Here is a 17,363-nt window from a genome sequence, read left to right as displayed (position 1 = left end):
CTATGATCAAACCGTTTATCCCTCAGCTTGTCTATTTTGAGCCTGATGCGCTCCAGTATCCATTAGGTCAGGAGCTAAAAGAAAAATTTGAACAAAAGGGGATTGAAATTCGCTATACGACTTCGCACAATCAAGTAAGAAATCTTCCTGGCGACAATGATTTTCAAAAGTATCGAGTAGCGAAATCGACATTAGTAGTAGGTATTCGAAAAACGTTAAAGTTTGATACATCTAAGCCCTCAGCAGAGTATGCGATTCCGTTTGCAACAGGCTGCATGGGGCATTGTCATTATTGTTATTTACAAACAACAATGGGCAGCAAACCTTATATTCGTACGTATGTGAATGTTGATGAAATTTTAGAGCAAGCAGATCTTTATATGGCAGAACGAGCTCCTGATATCACACGCTTTGAGGCATCCTGTACTTCAGATATTGTAGGGATTGATCATTTAACACATACGTTGAAGCGCGCTATTGAACATTTTGGACAAAGTGAGTTAGGCCAATTACGATTTGTGACGAAGTTCCATCATGTAGATCACCTATTGGATGCCAAACATAATGGTAAAACGAGGTTCCGCTTTAGCGTCAATGCCGATTATGTCATTAAACATTTTGAGCCAGGAACATCACCATTAGTGAAGCGTATAGAGGCTGCGGGGAAAGTGGCAAGGGCTGGATATCCGCTTGGATTTATTGTTGCCCCAATCTATCTTCATGAGGGCTGGCAGGAGGGCTACTATGAGATGTTTGAGCGTTTGGATGCGGAATTGCCAAAGGATGTACGTGACGACATCACATTTGAGTTTATTCAACATCGTTTTACAAAGCCTGCCAAACGCGTAATTGAAAAAAATTATCCCATGACGAAGCTAGAACTTGACGAAACAGTGAGAAGGTATAAATGGGGGAAATATGGGATTGGTAAATATATTTATCAAAAAGAAGAAGAGGAAGATATAAAGGAACACTTGTATGGCTATATGCAAAAATTCTTCCCTCAAGCAAAATTAGAATATTTCACATGACAATAAGAGGGAACAATGTGTTCTCTCTAACTTATTAATTGTGTATGTTAAATCATCTGATAAATCCAATAATGAAAAAATACCACATTGTCTCTGATTCACGGTAATTAATGACTAAATCATCTGTAGTATTCTTGTAAACTAAACGGCAGTTACAGAGTAAAGTTCATCGCCATTAGATAGTAATCAGGTCCAGAAAAAATTAAGATTAACTGTAAATCTGTGCTGGCTAGTCCTGTTTCTTCTGGTCTCTCTCCTTTGTTAAGCTATCCACTAATTCCATCAAGTCACCTGGAAGCCCCTACCACCATTATATCTCTCTTGCCATAACACTACGTTTTCACTATTTAACATGATGACAACGGAACTAAGTAAAAAAGATTGGTTGATGCCCTCTATATTTATTTAGAAAATCCTTCTTATTTATTGTGTTTGTATAATCTAAATGTCAATGGTAACGCTAACAGAGATTGAATAAGAAGGGGAGAGTACTGGATGGATTCATTTCAAGTAAATTGTTGGTCTGAATATGACGAACTGAAGGTTGTGATGCTTTGTGCACCTTCGATAGTAGATGTAACAGATAGCACAATAGCGGAGCAGGTTGGATGGAGTGATACAGTCAACCATAATAAGGCGATGGACAATTTCCTAGCACTCAAAACAATTTTAGAAAACGCTGGAGTAAAGGTTCTAGATTATGCAAATGAGCTAGCCCATGAGCAGCAATTGTTAAGTGAACAGCTTATAAATCGTTATTTTGTGCGTGATCTTGCCTGTGTCATTGGTAATCGACTTTTACCTGGAAGGGCTGGGAGCTCATTAAGGAGACCAGAATATCCTCTAGCCCATGCCCTTTTAGAGAAATGGTTTCCTCAACAATTTACGGCACAGTCGCAAGCACTTCATTCATTTGAGTGTGGTGATCTGTTGATTTTAAACAAGGATGCTGTGCTCATTAATCTCGGAATGAGAACGACATTAGAGGCCATCGACAAGATAAAAGAAAGCATTTTTCAAGAGGGATTTTCGGAAATTGCCGTTATTGATTTACCGAAAAGTAATGACACACTGCATTTAGATATGAATTGTAATGTTGTGAACGTTAATTTGGTCATCGCTAAAAGCTTTGTGCGCCTTTTTCCTGTACAGGTATTGACAGCACAAAGCAGCCGTTTCGACATGATTGAGCCATTTTTAAAGCGTCATGGTTTTGATGTTTACTGGCGTGACACCTATAAGACAATACCAGATATTAATTTCATCAACCTTAATCCAGAAACACTATTGATTAGCAAGCAGGCGACGAAACAGCAATTCTTGGCGCACTTCTAAAGAAAAAGAACGTGCTTGAAGTCGACGTCACAGAGCTTGAAAAGGGTGGCGGTGGCATTCGTTGTATGACATTGCCATTGGTAAGAACGTAACGAAGGACTGATAAACATGACTTCTACTTCAAATAAAGGAAGGTTGTCTTGGTGGCAACTTTCGCTTCTCGGTATCGGTTGTACACTGGGAACAGGCTTTTTTCTTGGGACAAGTATGGCCATCCATAAAAGTGGACCGGCTGTGCTCATTCCTTTTTTGTTAGCAGCTATATGTACGTATATTGTGTATGAGGCACTTGTCAAAATGTCTGTGGAAAACCCTGATAAAGGCTCCTTCCGTACTTATGCCAAGCAGGCTTTTGGGCGATGGGCAGGATTTAGTAATGGCTGGGTGTACTTAATTTCCGAGCTATTAATCATGGGTAGCCAGCTGATGGCACTCGGTATATTTACGAAGTTTTGGTTCCCAGCGTTGCCACTCTGGGTTGCTGCATCGATTTATGCTGTCCTTGGCTTAGTCGTCATTCTTACTGGCATGAAGGGCTTTGAAAACTTTCAAAATATTTTTGGGGCATTAAAAGCCGCTGCGATTGTCATGTTTATTATCGTAGCGATCATCATCATCATAAGAGCTACACAATCAGCTCCAATCGAATCATTACAGTCAAATTATGAAGGATTTTTCTCACAAGGAATCAAAGGAATTTGGCTTGGCCTGCTCTATGCATTTTATGCCTATGGTGGAATTGAGGTGATGGGTTTAATGGTCATCGATTTAAAAAATCCAAAAGAGGCGCCAAAAGCAGGGAGAATTATGCTCATTGTCATTACTATTATTTTTATCATGGCTATTGCGCTTGCGTTGGCACTTGTTTCCTGGAAAGACTTTTCGATAGATGAAAGTCCTTTTATTACAGCGCTTCAAGGTTATCATATCCCTTTTGTGGCAGATATTTTTAACGGTGTTTTAATCATTGCTGGTTTTTCAACCATGGTTGCTTCGCTTTACGCGGTCATAACCATTCTCACTACACTTGCCGAGGATCATGATGCGCCTGCCATCTTAGCAAAAAAGGGGAAGATGAAAATTCCTTTTCCTGCCTTTTTATTTTTAACAAGTGGCTTAGTAATTACGATTGTCATTGGTTTTTTGATGCCCGAAAAAATCTTTGAATATTTGATAACGGCAGCAGGTTTAATGTTGATCTATAATTGGCTCTTTATTTTAATAACATATAGAAAGCTAATGGAGCTATCGAGGTGGGAGCAAATTAAGAACAGTCTTGGCATGTTGCTTATTGCTGTAACCGTGTCTGGTACTTTAGGCGAAAAAACGAGCAGACTCGGTTTTTGCGTGAGCCTGCTCTTTATTGTCCTAATCGGTGTGGCGACCTGGATCGTTGTGAAAAGGCAAAAAAACATTGCGTAATGTCCTATTTTCCTGTGACATCCGTAAAAAAGGGCATTCGGATGGACTATGATTGTCATCACTTAAAAAATATTGCTTCCATTCATAGCTATCCTCTTGACCATACCATTTTAAATCTGGATGCCCTGGAATCTCGTCATATTCTGCGATGCGCTGGCGGATAAGTTTTTTGATTTTTCGTCCAAATGCAGTAGCGTCGTTTATATCGTCAAATATCCAACGTGGCTGAATAGCCATTAGCAAAGTAGAAAAGTGACGACTCTTCCGCAATTGATGAACTGGTGTTGCACAAGAAATAAAATAGGGTTCTCCATTAAAGCAAAACTCCCATTCATGATGGTCTGGATTTGTCGGTATTGCCTCAGGCCAATCCAACTCATCCATGTTGGTTAAAATGTTTAAGATGGACCAAAATAATTGCTGGTAATCCGCCACCTTATAGCTATCAAGCATATCATGAGGGGTATGGAAGAACACCGTGAGCGTTGTATATTTTCCAAAAGATCTTGCTGTGTTCCCATATTCCTTTAAGCATTCAGCTAACATCTGAATCGATTGCTCCTCCCGTGGATCCCCTATAAAGCTATAGCGTAAATGGTTCGATAAAAACCCCATTCTGGCTGGTACACAAGGAAACGTATTCCCTTCATCGGCAATTGTGGCAGCAAAGTCAGTATAGGCTGACTGTTGCCACAACGGCAATGTCTCCAAATGTTCCTCAATCCACTTCCGATCAAACACGACAACTTCCACTGGAAACTCCTCCTTTTACTCACATTTATTCTATTAAAGAAAAAGCAAATGGGTTACGACTCTGTGCAGTGTGCAAGGATGTTCTTTTTAAGGAGATTTTTAAAGATTTAAGGTAAATCATCAATAATCAATTTTTAGTTAAGGGATTGCTTTGATTAAGGAAATAGCTAAAAATCATCGTTTTTTGCAGAGGTTTGGGCTGTTGCGAGCGCTTCGGGCAAAGGAAAGAACGATTTTGAAGCAAAAGAGAGCACTTCGAGCAAAGATATGAGTGGAATTGAGCCAAAAGAGAGCGCCTCGAGTAAAGGGATGAGCGGTGTTGAGTCCAGGGTGAGCGCTTTGAGCAAAGAATGGGCGGTATTGAGCCAAGAGAGCGCTTAAATCAACGTTAAGAGCGACTTTAACCTCAGAAAGAGTGATTCAAGCCGCTAACACACAATCGAGGCTTAGTCTTTTTGTTGAAAGACCTTTTGCTCAAGGATGGTTAGGGCATGCTGGATGTCCTTTAAATCATCCGATGTGGCATGCTGAATAAGCGCTAAAAAGCGTTCCTCAATACAGGCGAATGCCTCTGCCATCATTTTTTCACCTTCGGGGGACAGGCGTACATATTGCTTTCTTCGATCCTCCGTGTCGCTAAATTTTTCAATTAATTGGCGTTCTTGTAGTTTTCGTAATTCACGGCTTGTATTCGGTAAGGACATGTGCTGACATTCACTGATTTCGGTTGGTGTGACAGGTTGGCTTACTTTAATATATTCAAGAATTTTATAGTGAAGCGGTGTGATATTAGCTGTGGTTACATTTTGTGTGAGATCATGTGTCACTTGATGGATTGTGGCTGTGAATGATACAAACTGATGAAATAAAGTGCTTTTATTCAATGGGATCACCTCTACTGACAAGATAACAAATAACTTGTCCTAAAACAATTATCATTTGACAACTAAAAAGGGATGGTTTATTATTTTGTTATCAAATGATAAGTAATTGGAGGGCACATGATGAAAACGTTAATTATTTATACATATCCAAATCATAAAAGTTTAAATTATGCTTTTTTACAGGAAGTATTAAAGGGTTGTCAAGAGAATCCTGCCATCGAAGAAATACAGATACTAGATTTATATGAAGAGGAATTTGATCCACGTTTAATTTTCCATGAGCATAAACGACGTCGTGATATGTATCAGGATCCGAAATTGGAAAAATATCGACAACAGCTTTCCTGGGCGGATCAGCTTGTATTTGTTTATCCAATCTGGTGGGGAAGACCGCCAGCAATGTTGTTAGGTTATATTGATCAATTGTTTGCAGCTAACTTTGCTTATCGGGATACAAAGGGGTTATTTCCAGAGGGACTTTTAAAAGGGAAGTCGGTTGTTTGTGTGTCGACGATGAAGGGACCAACCAATTATCCGTTTTTATGGTTGAATAATGCGCATAAAATTTTAATGAAGAGAGCATTGTTTAAGTTTGTTGGGATGAAAAAAGTAAAGTTTTTTGAGTTTGGAAATATGGAAAGTAAAAAGGGGAAACAGCAGCAAAAATTGGATAAAGTATATCACTATTTTAGAAAAGTTGCTTACTAGTTAAAAATAACTCGTGCAGACCGCTTTTAGTCGTTTGCACGAGCTGATGTACTATCGATGGGCACTGTAACCAAAAAGCTTGTAAATTCAGCGAGCTTGCTCTCCACAGCAATAGTTCCATGGTGCATATCAATAATTTTTTTGACAATGGCTAATCCTAAGCCACTGCCACCATTAGCCGATGTTCGTGATTGATCAGCCTTATAAAACCTTTCAAAAATATGCATTTGTTGTTCTTCTGTTAGACCAATGCCAGAATCTTGAATAATGACAGTGATCGAATCTAATTGCTTCTTCATAGACAATGTGATGGTCCCTTTAGCAGGTGTAAATTTAATGCTATTCGTTAGCAAATTCATCCAGACTTGATTCATTAAATCCTCATCTGCTGTGATGCTTATATTGTCAAGATGGAGGTCAAAGTCAAGCTGTTTGGCTAGCCAATTCGGTTCAAGAGCTAGGACAACAGTGCGTAATTGTTTATCAAGCCGATAATTTTTAGGTTCAAAGGGATGGTGATGTGATTCTAAGGATGTTAGTTTGAGTAAGTTATCGCTGATTTTTGATAAACGATTACTTTCCAATTCAATAATGTCTAAATAATGCTGACGCTTTTCTTCGGGCAAATTAATATTTTTAAGTGCCTTCGCAAAGCCATTAATAGACGTTAAAGGTGACTGAATTTCATGAGAGACATTTGAAATGAACTCTTGACGCATTCTTTCAAGTTCACCTAATTCAACGGCCATATGATTGATGCCATGGATTAATTGTCCAAATTGGTCTTTTTCATCTGCTTTCAAGTCTAACTGGACATCAAAATCACCTTTTGCCATGCGACTTAATGCATCAACGATTTTATCCCAGTAGTTACGTTGTCGGTTCAGTCCAATTAAAAAGATAATTGCTGCAGAACAGGCAAAGAGTACAAATACACCAATTACCGTGCCTAATTGTAGCCAGAAACCATGGGGCTCTGTCCCTAATCGAGCATACAGCCAAGTGGTTGCGTGATAGGCAATAAAAGCAAATACAGTATTGGCAATGAGGAACAGGCAAAAGACCATTGCCAATCTTACAAGGAATCTTCGTTTTCTCATAACATTAATTCCAAACGATAGCCAAGACCACGAATAGTGCGAATGACAAAGCCACTCAGCTCTTGTGGAAAACGCTCGCGTATTCTTTTAATATGAACATCGATTGTTCGCTCATCTCCCTCATAGTCATAGCCCCATATTTCTTCAATTAATTGTTCTCTTGAAAAGGTTTTACCAACATAGCTGGCTAGGGTAAATAAAAGCTCGAACTCCTTTAAGCGAAGTAGAATAGTCTGTCCATTCATATCTACTTCATGTGTATGGCGATTGAGTTTGACGTTACCTGCTTCGACAACCTGAGAGAGAGAAATGCGATATCTTTTTAAAATCGATTTTACACGCACGATTAGCTCGGCTGGCTCGAATGGCTTCACGAGATAATCATCTGTCCCTAAATGAAAGCCTTTGACCTTTTGAGAAGTTTCGCCCTTCGCTGTCAGCATCAGGATAGGGAGGTCTGTATCAAATGAACGTATTTCCTCACATAATGCCCAGCCATCCATATTGGGCATCATAATATCCATTATGACCATATCCACTTTTTCAGTGGCTAATTGGGACAGTGCATCCACACCGTCCATAGCCTCAATCACCTCTAAGCCTTCATTTTGTAGAAAGACTTTTACTAATTCTCGAATATGTGCATCATCATCCACCACTAATAGTTTTGTCATCTCAACAAACCCCTTTATTCATCCTCTTTAATACGTAATTGTTGCATCGCAAACTCACGGTACATAGCATGTGTTTCAAAGAGCGTTTCGTGTGTACCACATCCTGTAATATGCCCTTTCTCAATAAATAGTATTTGATCGGCATCTACTACTGTTGATAGACGGTGCGCAATAACCAATGTTGTGCGACCTTCCATTAAGTTGTCTAATGCTTTTTGTACATAAATTTCTGACTTACTATCTAAACTCGATGTTGCTTCATCTAACATTAATATTTGTGGATTACGTAAAAGCGCTCTTGCAATAGAGATACGTTGACGCTGTCCTCCTGAAAGCTTAATGCCTCGTTCTCCAACTTCTGTATCAAACTTATCTGGCAGCTCGTTAATAAATTGATCGGCATAGGCCATTTTGGCTACCTTTTCTAGCTCATCATCTTGCACATCTCGCTCAATACCATAGCAAATATTTTCTCGAATCGTTCCTGATAATAGGGCACTTTCCTGCGCCACATAGCCAATTTGACTGCGCCAAGAATGGAGTGAGAATGTTTCTATTGGTATATCTCCTAGCGTAATACTACCGCTCGTCGGCTGATAATATCTTTCTAACAGTGAAAATGTAGTTGTTTTACCACCACCACTTGGCCCGACGATGGCTGTTACTTTGCCTGGTTCAATCGTGAAGTTTATATCAGATAAAATAGGTTCTTCCCCATAAGAGAAATCGACATTTTTAACATAAATGGGTTGATTTACTTTTTCAACTGTTAAGCCTTCTTCAATATGTTCCTCTTCATGTTCAAGCAATGCACTAATACGTTCTGTTGCACCCATTGCTTTTTGCAGTTGAGTAAAGAACATTGTCAATTGCGTCATTGGCATAATGATTTGGATTAAATATAAAATAAATGCCACCATATCGCCAGCCGTCAGCTCCCCAGAGGAAACACGGACACCACCATAGCCAATAATAGCTACAAGCACAGACATCAGCACAAATGAAATAAGCGGTGAAATCAATGCATGGATTTTTGCTTCTTTTAAGCCAAATGTAAAGAGATTAGAAATACCTTTTTTTCCACGCGCATATTCAATTTGTTCAGCATTGGAAGCCTTGACTAGACGTGTTTCGGGTAAAACTTGATTCAATACAGACGTAAATTTCGCTGTCTCATCTTGCATACCTTTTGAAATGACAAACATGCGTCGACCAAGCAACATTAAAATGACCATTGCCAGTGGTACAGCAATCAGCATCACTAACGTCATTTTCCAATCTAAAAATAACAGAATGATGATCGAACCAATAATCGAAATAACACCAGATAAGCAATTTGCTAAATGCTCTGTAATCAGTTCTTTCACAACAGCTGTGTCATTTGTAACACGGCTCAAGGTTTCCCCTGTATCATGTTCATCATAATAGGGGATTGGTAAGTGTAGCAGTTTTCTCCATAATTGATCGCGTAATTTTGCTACAACATGATGACCAACTCGATTTAAATAGTAAATAGATAAGCCACTCGCAACAGCTTGTGCGATAAAGGCAATACCTAGCACAATGATTTGCCAATAATTAAGTGATTCTAAAGAAAAGCCATCCACTAATTGTTTTGTAAATAATGGAACAATAAAACCTACACCCGTTGTCGCTAAACTCATCACTAAAGCGATGACGAGTAGCCAAATCGGCGGCTCAGCCCGTTTTATTAATTGTATAAAGCGTCGCCAATCTTTTTGTTTTGTCGTATCTTTTGATGTCTCTTGCAAAGAAATAAGCCTCCTTCATTGTTCGAAAACAATGTTTTTCGTTTCTATGGCTTTACTATAGCATGCGATTATGAACTGAATATGAAATGAATCGTCATTAAAAAAGGTGATGTCACCATCATCTTTTGCTATTAGTCTGCGAATTCATCATGGTAGCAAGACTTCCCAAGCAAGCGATAGGTTCTAAGCTTTAGTTGAATTTGTAAAAGTTCCTCATAGCTTTTTAAATCAGTTTATAAAATTTCTTTAATCTATTCGATACGATAAATCAACATTTCCTTGGCGGTTTCGCTAATTTTCATATTTATGTAGATGCAATATGAATTGCAGAGGTACCCATTTAATGAAGGCCAACAAACGATTCAAAAATAAAAAGACGACCTACCTTGCTAGGAAGTCGTCTTTTTCATATGGATATGAGGTTGATTCTGATTGCCAATTTTTAGTTGAATCAGGACCATAGCTAGAACGATGATAATCATGCCAATAATCGCAACTGAAAAATTGCCTGTGAAGTCTCGTACTAGACCAACAAAAAATGGACCCAGGGCAGCGAATACGAAACCAACTGATTGTGTCATGGCTGCCAGGAAGCTTGCCTCGCTCATATCCTTGGCCTCATCGATAGGTAATGTTAATCCTAATGAGAATAGCCCACCTGCACCAATGCCAATCAACATACTACTTAACCAAGGATTATAAGAAAACAGTAGCATCAATAACCCAATTAATTCTAATGATGAACTGCTGATTAGCCATACAGCTCGATGCTGAAAACGATTATTTAAGATAGGCACTAAAAACGTGGCAGGCATTTGGGCGACGGTTAATAGTGTCAGCATCATGCCAGCATCGTGTTTGCTGTAGCCCATATTTTCAGCGATTGGTGGTAACCAAGCCATTATGGTATAAAACATGAAGGCCATTAAACCAAAAAAGCCTGTTAAAAGCCAAGCCTTTTGATTCGTTAGCATGTGCTTCACATTTATACCAGTACTAGATGGTTTAGCAGCGCCTGATTTTTGTTCGACTGGTTTCCACCAAAAGACTAAAGCAATCAGGGCAAGTATAGCCCATGAAGCGGCAGAAGCTTGCCATGAATGAAAGAGATTGCTCAATGGGATGGAAAGCCCTGAACCAAGTCCAGCGCCTACAACAAGTGCTAACGAGTAAAGACCGATTACACGAGACGGATTCGAAAACTTCTCCTTAATATAGCCCGATAATAAAGGACCCGCTATAGCAATACCAATGCCTGATAAAAAAGCCGTAACTAGCATCACCCAGGCAGAATAAGCAAAAAATCTTGCAGCTGTTGCTAGTCCAATAAGAATAAGGGAGTAAGCAATGGCTCTCTCAATGCTCCAACGATTGGCTAGTTGTATCGCAAAAGGAGCAAACAAGCCCATACATAGCACAGCTAAAGATGTTAATAAACTTGCAGTAGCCGCACTCATATGTAAAGATTCGCGGATGATGCCTAACAAAGGTGAGACCGAAGTAATCACAGGACGTAAATTAAATGAAGCTAAAATAATAGCGATAATGGGTATAATTGTTTGCTTTGCATTCATGTTATTTCAACTCCGATACAATTCATAGTAAGTTCAAATTGAAGTCTATACCAACCAAGATGATTGAACAATACTATTATTACTATTACAATAATAGATAAAAACTATGATTGGGTGTGATCGGTGTGGAAATACGTCATTTACACTATTTTATGGCAGTCTGTGAGGAGTTACATTTTACAAAAGCTGCTGAGAAACTTGGCATTTCTCAGCCAACATTAAGTCAGCAAATACGCGTGCTTGAGGACGAGTTAGGTATGCCATTGTTTGATCGGATTGGAAAAAAGATTGTTGTAACAGAGGCTGGCTCTCTATTATTTAGCTATGCTACGGAAATGCTCACAACATTACAAAATGTTAAAGATGCTATCAATGATTTACAGGAGCTGCAAAGAGGACAAATAAGTGTTGGCATTATGCCATCTGATTTAGATTATCGGATTACACAGCTTGTCATTGACTTTCATCAAAAATTTCCGAAAGTAAAACTGAGGATACTGGCTTCTATTGATATTATGCGGCAGGTTCTTGAAAATGAAGTGGATATTGGCATTGGGACGAATGTGGGGCCAGATGATCGTTTGGTAATCATTCCTTTACGTAGAGAGGAGTATGTACTGACCGTTTCACAGGAGCACCCATTGGCGAATCAAACCGCTATCACCATTGCTGAATTGAAAGGCCTGCCTATGGTGATGTATCCAGAAGGCTTCTTTGGCAGAGAGATTGTAGAGGAGGCTGTAAAAAAACATGGTTTTCAGCTTCATTCTATTCTTGAAACAAGCTCTGTCACGTCGATTATGAATCTTGTCCGTGCCAATATTGGTGCGACAGTGCAACCATACCATCTAATCCAACAAATAAATGATCCTACTTTGTGTAGTATACGTATTTCAGATGGAGCACCTAGCCGTAGCTTGTCTATCATTTACCGAGTAGATCGCTATGTCAGCCAAGCAACAACAGCATTTATTAAACAAATTAAAGAATATTTCAAGGCTTGAAGCAAACGGTTAAGAAGATAAATTGCCAAATAAAGTTCCTTTTTTTGGTGAGATTACATATACTATTTATAAACCGACAGTCAGTCTAATTTATGTAGGGCAAGATATGAAGCGTGTAAAGTTTCACTTGTGCCTACACTTTTTTTACACAAATAATGACCGACAGTCGGTCTAATAAATTGAAGAGGTGGTCATTAAATGGAAATAACAATAACAGAAAAGGGCTATTCGAAAGATTTTTTTATAATGGTAGTTGGGCAAATTATTTCTATTTTGGGCTCTGCACTTTTAAGATTTGCTTTGTCACTTTTTGTGTTAGATATGACAGGACGCGCAGATCTTTTCGCTTTGCTTTTTGCTATTTCATGCCTACCTATTTTACTTACGCCATTTGGTGGTGCTATAGCAGATCGATTCAATCGACGTAATTTAATGGTCCTATTTGATTTTATCAGTAGTGCTATTGTCTTTATTTTCTTTTTCGTGTTACTGACAGACAATCATTCCGTGTTATCGATAGGGTTTGTTATGGTACTGTTATCACTTGTCAGTGCAATGTATACACCAGCCGTAATGGCTAGTATCCCTATATTGGTTAGTGAACAGAAACTAGAGCAAGCCAATGGCATTGTCAACGGAGTGCAGGCTTTGGCAGGTGTGACTGCACCTGTACTAGGGGGAATTTTATATGGTGTGCTCGGCCTAAAAATGCTGGTCATTGTAAGTGGTTTTTTATTCTTCTTTACAGCTATTGTAGAAATGTTTATGACGATTCCCTTTATAAAGCGAGACTACGATGGGCATTTGGTGCAAATATTAATGAAGGATATGAAAGAAGGCTTTACCTATGTCGTGAAGCAAACATTTATTTTAAAATGCACGCTACTAGCTGCTTTATTGAATTTATTATTGACACCGCTTTTTGTTGTGGGCGTGCCGATTATCCTTCGCGTCACAATGGAAAGTAGTGATGCATTATATGGAATAGGTATGGGTATCATTGATTTGGCAACCATTTTAGGAGCATTAACGATGGGCTATTTTGCACAAAAGCTTCGTATTCACAACCTCTACATTTGGGTGTTGCTGTCGGCATTATTAGTCATTCCTATGGCGATGGCTGTGTTGCCTCGAATATTGCTAGTAGGCTATTATCCTTCATACGGCATCTTTATTGGGTGTGCCGTTGTGATTGCGATGATGATGACGATCATTTCCATTTACGTGATGACCCTTGTCCAAAAGCAAACACCAAATGATAAATTAGGGAAGGTCATGGCAATTATGATGGCGGTATCACAATGTATGGCTCCACTTGGGCAAATAGGGTATGGTATGTTGTTCGAGGTCTTTCAAGGTAGGATTTATATACCTGTTCTCATGATAGCTGTATGTGTACTATTGTTAGCGTTCATAACGAACAGAGTATGGCGATTTGAGACTAAATGATTTGTTATAACAAAGAAAACCACCTTTTTAATGGTAGTTTTCTTTGTAAAGCTTAAAATCTTCTCGCTCTATGACGCCTCTGCCTGTTAGTAGGAGCCTGCGTAGGCAAGAATGGGAAGAGAAGTGGTGGCCTAAACTGTGCATTATTGCCTACATGGACAGCCAGCGATTCCTTTTCACTCGTAGGAGCCGCACTCTCTTCCTCCTGTGCTATGGCGTTTAATAGCGGTGCTGGAGACTCGTTATGATGTGTAGTACTGGTAGTTTCAGTAGGATTTGTTGTAGCAGTCGCTTCTTGATGTTGTGCTGGATGTTCGATGGCAGCATGTGGCTGCTGGACTGCATGGACGTCTTTCATGACGAGGATTGGCCGCATCATATCATGGTCCTCGTGCTCAAGGAAGTGACAATGCCACATATAATGACCAATATGATCTTTCCAATGCATAATAATTTTCGTTACCTTACCTGCATCAGCTTTCACTGTATCCTTCCAGCCTCGCTCATAGTCACGTGGCTCCTCAGGTGGCCCTGTGAATTCTATAATGCCTTCATTTTGATAAAGTTCCAGATTAAAGGGTCTTCGCTCCAAAATTTTAAATTGAATGAGATGTAAGTGAATAGGGTGAAGAAAAGGTGTAGCATTAATAAAATTCCATATTTCCACACTATCTAAAGATGGTTTTTCTGTTGCTGGGTCATGGTACATACGGTCATTTAATAATAACATGGGGCGTCCAAATTCATCAGTTGTAGCTGTCAAGGGCAGTTGTCTTTCAATATGTGCATGGTGTGTATGGAGATCCATCGTAACGGCTAGCCTTTCAGGAATATCACTTGTATCTTCACATTTTAAAGGTACTGTGACTCTAAACTGCATAATGACATTTGTGTGTTCATTACTGAAATCTGTATCCGCATTGATTAAGGTGATTTCCTGTCCCGCACAGTTTGAAAAATCGATAATCACATCTGTACGTTCTGCTGGCAGCAACTCGACAGATTGGATCAGTTGGGGGGCGGATAAGAAACCGCCATCTGTACCAATTTGAAACATTGGCTGACCATTTGACAGGCTGATAACATAGCCCCTCCGATTGGAACCATTAAGAAAACGAAATCTATATTTACGTGGCTCTACATCTAAGTAAGGCCATAATTTTCCGTTCACTACGATTGTATTACCAACAAAACCAGGTGTAATGGAGGGGTGAACGGGGACTGGGAATGGTGGTTCATCAGGATAAAACAACGAACCATCCTCATTAAAGGATTTATCTTGTATTAAAACCGGATATTCGTAGTCTCCACATGGTAAATTAGCGCGTTCCTCAAGTGCATCTCTCAGTAAATAAAAGCCTGCTAATCCTGCATAGACATTTAAACGTGTTAAGGCCATTGCATGGTCATGATACCACATGGTAGTGCCAGGCTGATGATTTGTATATTCATGTATTTCCTTATTAAATTTTGGCCCAGTATGCCGATAGTCTCTTGTGTACCATGCTTCTGGATGACCATCACTCTCCCAATCCACATTGGCGCCATGTAAGTGAGTGACGGTTCTTACCTCTTGAGAATCGTTGGCGGCATGAAGTGTAAAATCTACGGGCAAAAAGTGCTGTAAGGGTAGCTGATTTTTATATTTCACATAAATGGTTTTGTCTTTAGTAGCTTCAATGGTCGGTCCTGGATAAAGCCCGTTATAGCCCCAAATGTATGTTTTGGGGAAATGCTTATGAAAACGGTGCTCGCCTTCCATCATGACTAATTCGTAATAATTATTTTTTTGTTGCCCTCTACTATATTTGGGTTTAGCTGTCATTGGTTTTGGAAGTTCATCTACAAATTTTGGAATAGTTGCTGGATCAGAAGGGTTAATTTGCATACTCACAACATCACGTCCTTTTTCAATACTTAAAATGGCTAATTATTTCATCATATGGGTAAAAACAATAGGTAACGGGGACAATGATGGAGAAAAGTGTGTGAAGGCATAAAAATTTAACGACAACTATGAATGGAAAGCGATGATTCATTTTGAAGGTGTAGCGCAAGAAAAAGATGGTTGGACCTAGTAAGAGATTTTGAAATGCAGGAAATAGTTGGTTATCTAATGAAAAGGGCGGACGGAGTGAATAAATATACCTTATAATTGAGAAAGCACAAAGTGTATAGGGCTTGGAGAAGTGGTGAAACGGTGAAATTAACATTAGAAGAGTTAAATAAAACGATTATGGAAATGCGCACGAAGGGGTTTTTAACGGAAGCACTAAAACTAGCGGATCAAGGTCTTTTAGTCGCATTAGAGAGCAAAAATTATGCATATGTATTGGATTTGTACTATCAAAAAATACTAGTTCACCATTCTTTAGGTGACACATTAAGCATGGTCAGTCTTATGCATGATTATGAGGCGATTTGTCAAAAATATGGTTCTAGCAAAGATTTAATGCATTATCATTTAATCATGTCTTTAATCTATGACTTGGTAGGCATACGTGAAAAAACAGTAGAGATGACGAAGAAATCGATCGCCTATGCACAAGAGTTGCAGGACGCCATCATGCTTGTTCGGTGTCATAATAATTTATGTTATTTAGAGGTGGAGAAGGGCTGTACGAAGGAAGCACTTCAAGCAGGGCTTTTAGCTAGAACATATAATCAGTCCTTATCTAAGACAATGCCCGATCTTGCAAAATTACATGATATTCGTATTAATAATAATTTAGCAGATGTTTATATTTTAGAAGGGGATTTTAAAACGGGGAAGGCCTTGCTGGACAATACGTTATCCTCTGACATTATTCATCAGCATAAACGCGAAAAAGTAGCTGCGTTGTTTGGCTATGGCTTTTTATATGAAAAGCAGCAAAAGCTTGAAGAAGCCGTCCCCTATTATAAAAAGGCTGTAGAGCTTGCTAAATCCTACGGGGATAAACCGACAACGAAAAAAGTCATGCGTTTACTGTTAGATGTATTGTATCAATTGAATTGGCGGGATGAAATTTTTGATGTACAGCGTGAATATATTGATCTTACAGAAAAAATGAGTGTTGCGAATTTACTACAGCAAGTCATGAATTTGGAATTTAAGCGTCAAAAGGAGAAGCTTGAGAAAAAAGCCCATTATGATCCATTAACGGGCGTGTTAAATCGTCATTTTTTGGATCATGAGCTACATGAATGGTTAAACATAGCCGAAATGACGCAATCATATGTGTGTATTACGGTACTAGATATTGATCATTTTAAATTGTTTAATGATATGCATGGTCATCTGTTTGGGGATATGGCTTTACAGCTTTTAGCCAAGGGCTTGAAGAACTTTTTACATAAGGAAGATGTGAAAATTATTCGGTATGGCGGAGATGAATTTATCCTTTGTATCAAGCATCAACAAAAGGACTATATCAAAACACTTGTCAACAACACGCATGCTTATTTACTCACTTTAAAGCTAGAACAAGAGCATCAAAGCTATCCGTTAAAGGTGAGTATGGGTGCTTGTGTCAACAATCAGCAAAATTATCAGTATAAAGAGTTATTTGAGCGAGCAGATAGCTGTTTGTACGAAGCGAAAGATAATGGCCGTGCCAGCTATGTTCTGTGCGAACTATCATAAATTTACGCATTCCTATTTACTTGGTTGAATAG

At 39.0% G+C, this 17,363-nt stretch carries 15 protein-coding genes; 8 read left to right on the top strand and 7 right to left on the bottom strand.

Going from position 1 to position 17,363, the window contains the following annotated elements:
- Positions 1 to 2 precede the first annotated feature (2 nt).
- The 4 genes from splB to MHI34_RS22235 all read left to right on the top strand — a co-directional run bounded on the left by splB (position 3) and on the right by MHI34_RS22235 (position 3,788).
- Positions 3 to 1,031: a spore photoproduct lyase gene (splB, locus tag MHI34_RS22250; RefSeq protein WP_271912833.1), complete on the top strand. Its 1,029-nt coding sequence runs from the start codon at positions 3 to 5 to the stop codon at positions 1,029 to 1,031.
- 495 nt (positions 1,032 to 1,526) lie between these two features.
- Entirely contained in the window at positions 1,527 to 2,366 is an 840-nt protein-coding gene (locus MHI34_RS22245; RefSeq protein ID WP_342503988.1) for an arginine deiminase family protein, read from the top strand.
- An 11-nt stretch (positions 2,367 to 2,377) separates the two neighbouring features.
- Positions 2,378 to 2,458 carry an arginine deiminase-related protein gene (locus tag MHI34_RS22240; protein WP_342504498.1) on the top strand — a complete coding sequence of 27 codons (81 nt, stop codon included), beginning with the start codon at positions 2,378 to 2,380 and terminating at the stop codon, positions 2,456 to 2,458.
- Between the two features lie 16 nt (positions 2,459 to 2,474).
- Complete coding sequence (locus tag MHI34_RS22235) at positions 2,475 to 3,788, top strand: amino acid permease (protein WP_036118515.1); 1,314 nt, start codon at positions 2,475 to 2,477, stop codon at positions 3,786 to 3,788.
- On the opposite strand, the gene MHI34_RS22230 is transcribed toward MHI34_RS22235, so the two are convergent.
- Together MHI34_RS22230 and MHI34_RS22225 are read right to left on the bottom strand one after the other, a co-directional pair.
- The gene (locus MHI34_RS22230) at positions 3,735 to 4,541 is read right to left on the bottom strand and encodes a YqcI/YcgG family protein (RefSeq protein ID WP_342503987.1); all 807 of its coding nucleotides are present in this window, start codon (positions 4,539 to 4,541) and stop codon (positions 3,735 to 3,737) included. The two genes, MHI34_RS22235 and MHI34_RS22230, sit on opposite strands and share 54 nt — an antisense overlap.
- A 446-nt stretch (positions 4,542 to 4,987) precedes the next feature.
- Complete coding sequence (locus MHI34_RS22225; protein WP_036118507.1) at positions 4,988 to 5,425, bottom strand: MarR family transcriptional regulator; 438 nt, start codon at positions 5,423 to 5,425, stop codon at positions 4,988 to 4,990.
- 120 nt (positions 5,426 to 5,545) lie between these two features.
- Here MHI34_RS22225 and MHI34_RS22220 point away from each other — a divergent pair, with 120 nt between their 5' ends.
- Complete coding sequence (locus MHI34_RS22220; RefSeq protein WP_036118504.1) at positions 5,546 to 6,133, top strand: NAD(P)H-dependent oxidoreductase; 588 nt, start codon at positions 5,546 to 5,548, stop codon at positions 6,131 to 6,133.
- Between the two features lie 26 nt (positions 6,134 to 6,159).
- On the opposite strand, the gene MHI34_RS22215 is transcribed toward MHI34_RS22220, so the two are convergent.
- From MHI34_RS22215 to MHI34_RS22200, 4 genes are all read right to left on the bottom strand, one after another.
- Positions 6,160 to 7,233: a HAMP domain-containing sensor histidine kinase gene (locus MHI34_RS22215; protein ID WP_089933204.1), complete on the bottom strand. Its 1,074-nt coding sequence runs from the start codon at positions 7,231 to 7,233 to the stop codon at positions 6,160 to 6,162.
- Positions 7,230 to 7,907, bottom strand: a complete 678-nt coding sequence (locus MHI34_RS22210) for a response regulator transcription factor (RefSeq protein WP_089933202.1) — start codon at positions 7,905 to 7,907, stop codon at positions 7,230 to 7,232. The genes MHI34_RS22215 and MHI34_RS22210 overlap by 4 nt, the downstream gene beginning before the upstream one ends.
- 14 nt (positions 7,908 to 7,921) lie before the next feature.
- Positions 7,922 to 9,679: an ABC transporter ATP-binding protein gene (locus tag MHI34_RS22205; RefSeq protein WP_058845078.1), complete on the bottom strand. Its 1,758-nt coding sequence runs from the start codon at positions 9,677 to 9,679 to the stop codon at positions 7,922 to 7,924.
- 389 nt (positions 9,680 to 10,068) lie between these two features.
- Positions 10,069 to 11,253 (bottom strand): MFS transporter, encoded by a 1,185-nt coding sequence (locus tag MHI34_RS22200; RefSeq protein ID WP_058845079.1) that lies wholly within the window; start codon positions 11,251 to 11,253, stop codon positions 10,069 to 10,071.
- 125 nt (positions 11,254 to 11,378) lie between these two features.
- On the opposite strand from MHI34_RS22200, the gene MHI34_RS22195 reads away from it, so the two are divergent.
- Complete coding sequence (locus MHI34_RS22195) at positions 11,379 to 12,257, top strand: LysR substrate-binding domain-containing protein (protein ID WP_058845080.1); 879 nt, start codon at positions 11,379 to 11,381, stop codon at positions 12,255 to 12,257.
- 198 nt (positions 12,258 to 12,455) lie between these two features.
- Entirely contained in the window at positions 12,456 to 13,706 is a 1,251-nt protein-coding gene (locus MHI34_RS22190; RefSeq protein WP_058845081.1) for an MFS transporter, read from the top strand.
- A gap of 52 nt (positions 13,707 to 13,758) precedes the next feature.
- Here the strand turns inward: MHI34_RS22190 and MHI34_RS22185 are convergent, their stop codons facing one another.
- Positions 13,759 to 15,594, bottom strand: coding sequence for a multicopper oxidase (locus MHI34_RS22185; RefSeq protein WP_342504497.1), 1,836 nt, complete (start codon positions 15,592 to 15,594; stop codon positions 13,759 to 13,761).
- Between the two features lie 312 nt (positions 15,595 to 15,906).
- On the opposite strand from MHI34_RS22185, the gene MHI34_RS22180 reads away from it, so the two are divergent.
- Positions 15,907 to 17,331, top strand: a complete 1,425-nt coding sequence (locus MHI34_RS22180) for a tetratricopeptide repeat-containing diguanylate cyclase (RefSeq protein WP_058845082.1) — start codon at positions 15,907 to 15,909, stop codon at positions 17,329 to 17,331.
- Positions 17,332 to 17,363: the final 32 nt, after the last annotated feature.

It is taken from the genome of Lysinibacillus sp. FSL L8-0126, from assembly GCF_038630385.1.
Taxonomy (GTDB): Bacteria; Bacillota; Bacilli; order Bacillales_A; family Planococcaceae; genus Lysinibacillus; species Lysinibacillus fusiformis_D.
This window is presented reverse-complemented; position numbering and strand designations above follow the sequence as displayed.

Bases quoted from the DNA above. Each gene is read 5' to 3' on its own strand.
- splB (WP_271912833.1), top strand. From the start codon at position 3: ATGATCAAACCGTTTATCCCTCAGCTTGTCTATTTTGAGCCTGATGCG.
- MHI34_RS22245 (WP_342503988.1), top strand. From the start codon at position 1,527: ATGGATTCATTTCAAGTAAATTGTTGGTCTGAATATGACGAACTGAAG.
- MHI34_RS22235 (WP_036118515.1), top strand. From the start codon at position 2,475: ATGACTTCTACTTCAAATAAAGGAAGGTTGTCTTGGTGGCAACTTTCG.
- MHI34_RS22220 (WP_036118504.1), top strand. From the start codon at position 5,546: ATGAAAACGTTAATTATTTATACATATCCAAATCATAAAAGTTTAAAT.
- MHI34_RS22215 (WP_089933204.1), bottom strand. From the start codon at position 7,233: ATGAGAAAACGAAGATTCCTTGTAAGATTGGCAATGGTCTTTTGCCTG.
- MHI34_RS22210 (WP_089933202.1), bottom strand. From the start codon at position 7,907: ATGACAAAACTATTAGTGGTGGATGATGATGCACATATTCGAGAATTA.
- MHI34_RS22200 (WP_058845079.1), bottom strand. From the start codon at position 11,253: ATGAATGCAAAGCAAACAATTATACCCATTATCGCTATTATTTTAGCT.
- MHI34_RS22190 (WP_058845081.1), top strand. From the start codon at position 12,456: ATGGAAATAACAATAACAGAAAAGGGCTATTCGAAAGATTTTTTTATA.
- MHI34_RS22185 (WP_342504497.1), bottom strand. From the start codon at position 15,594: ATGCAAATTAACCCTTCTGATCCAGCAACTATTCCAAAATTTGTAGAT.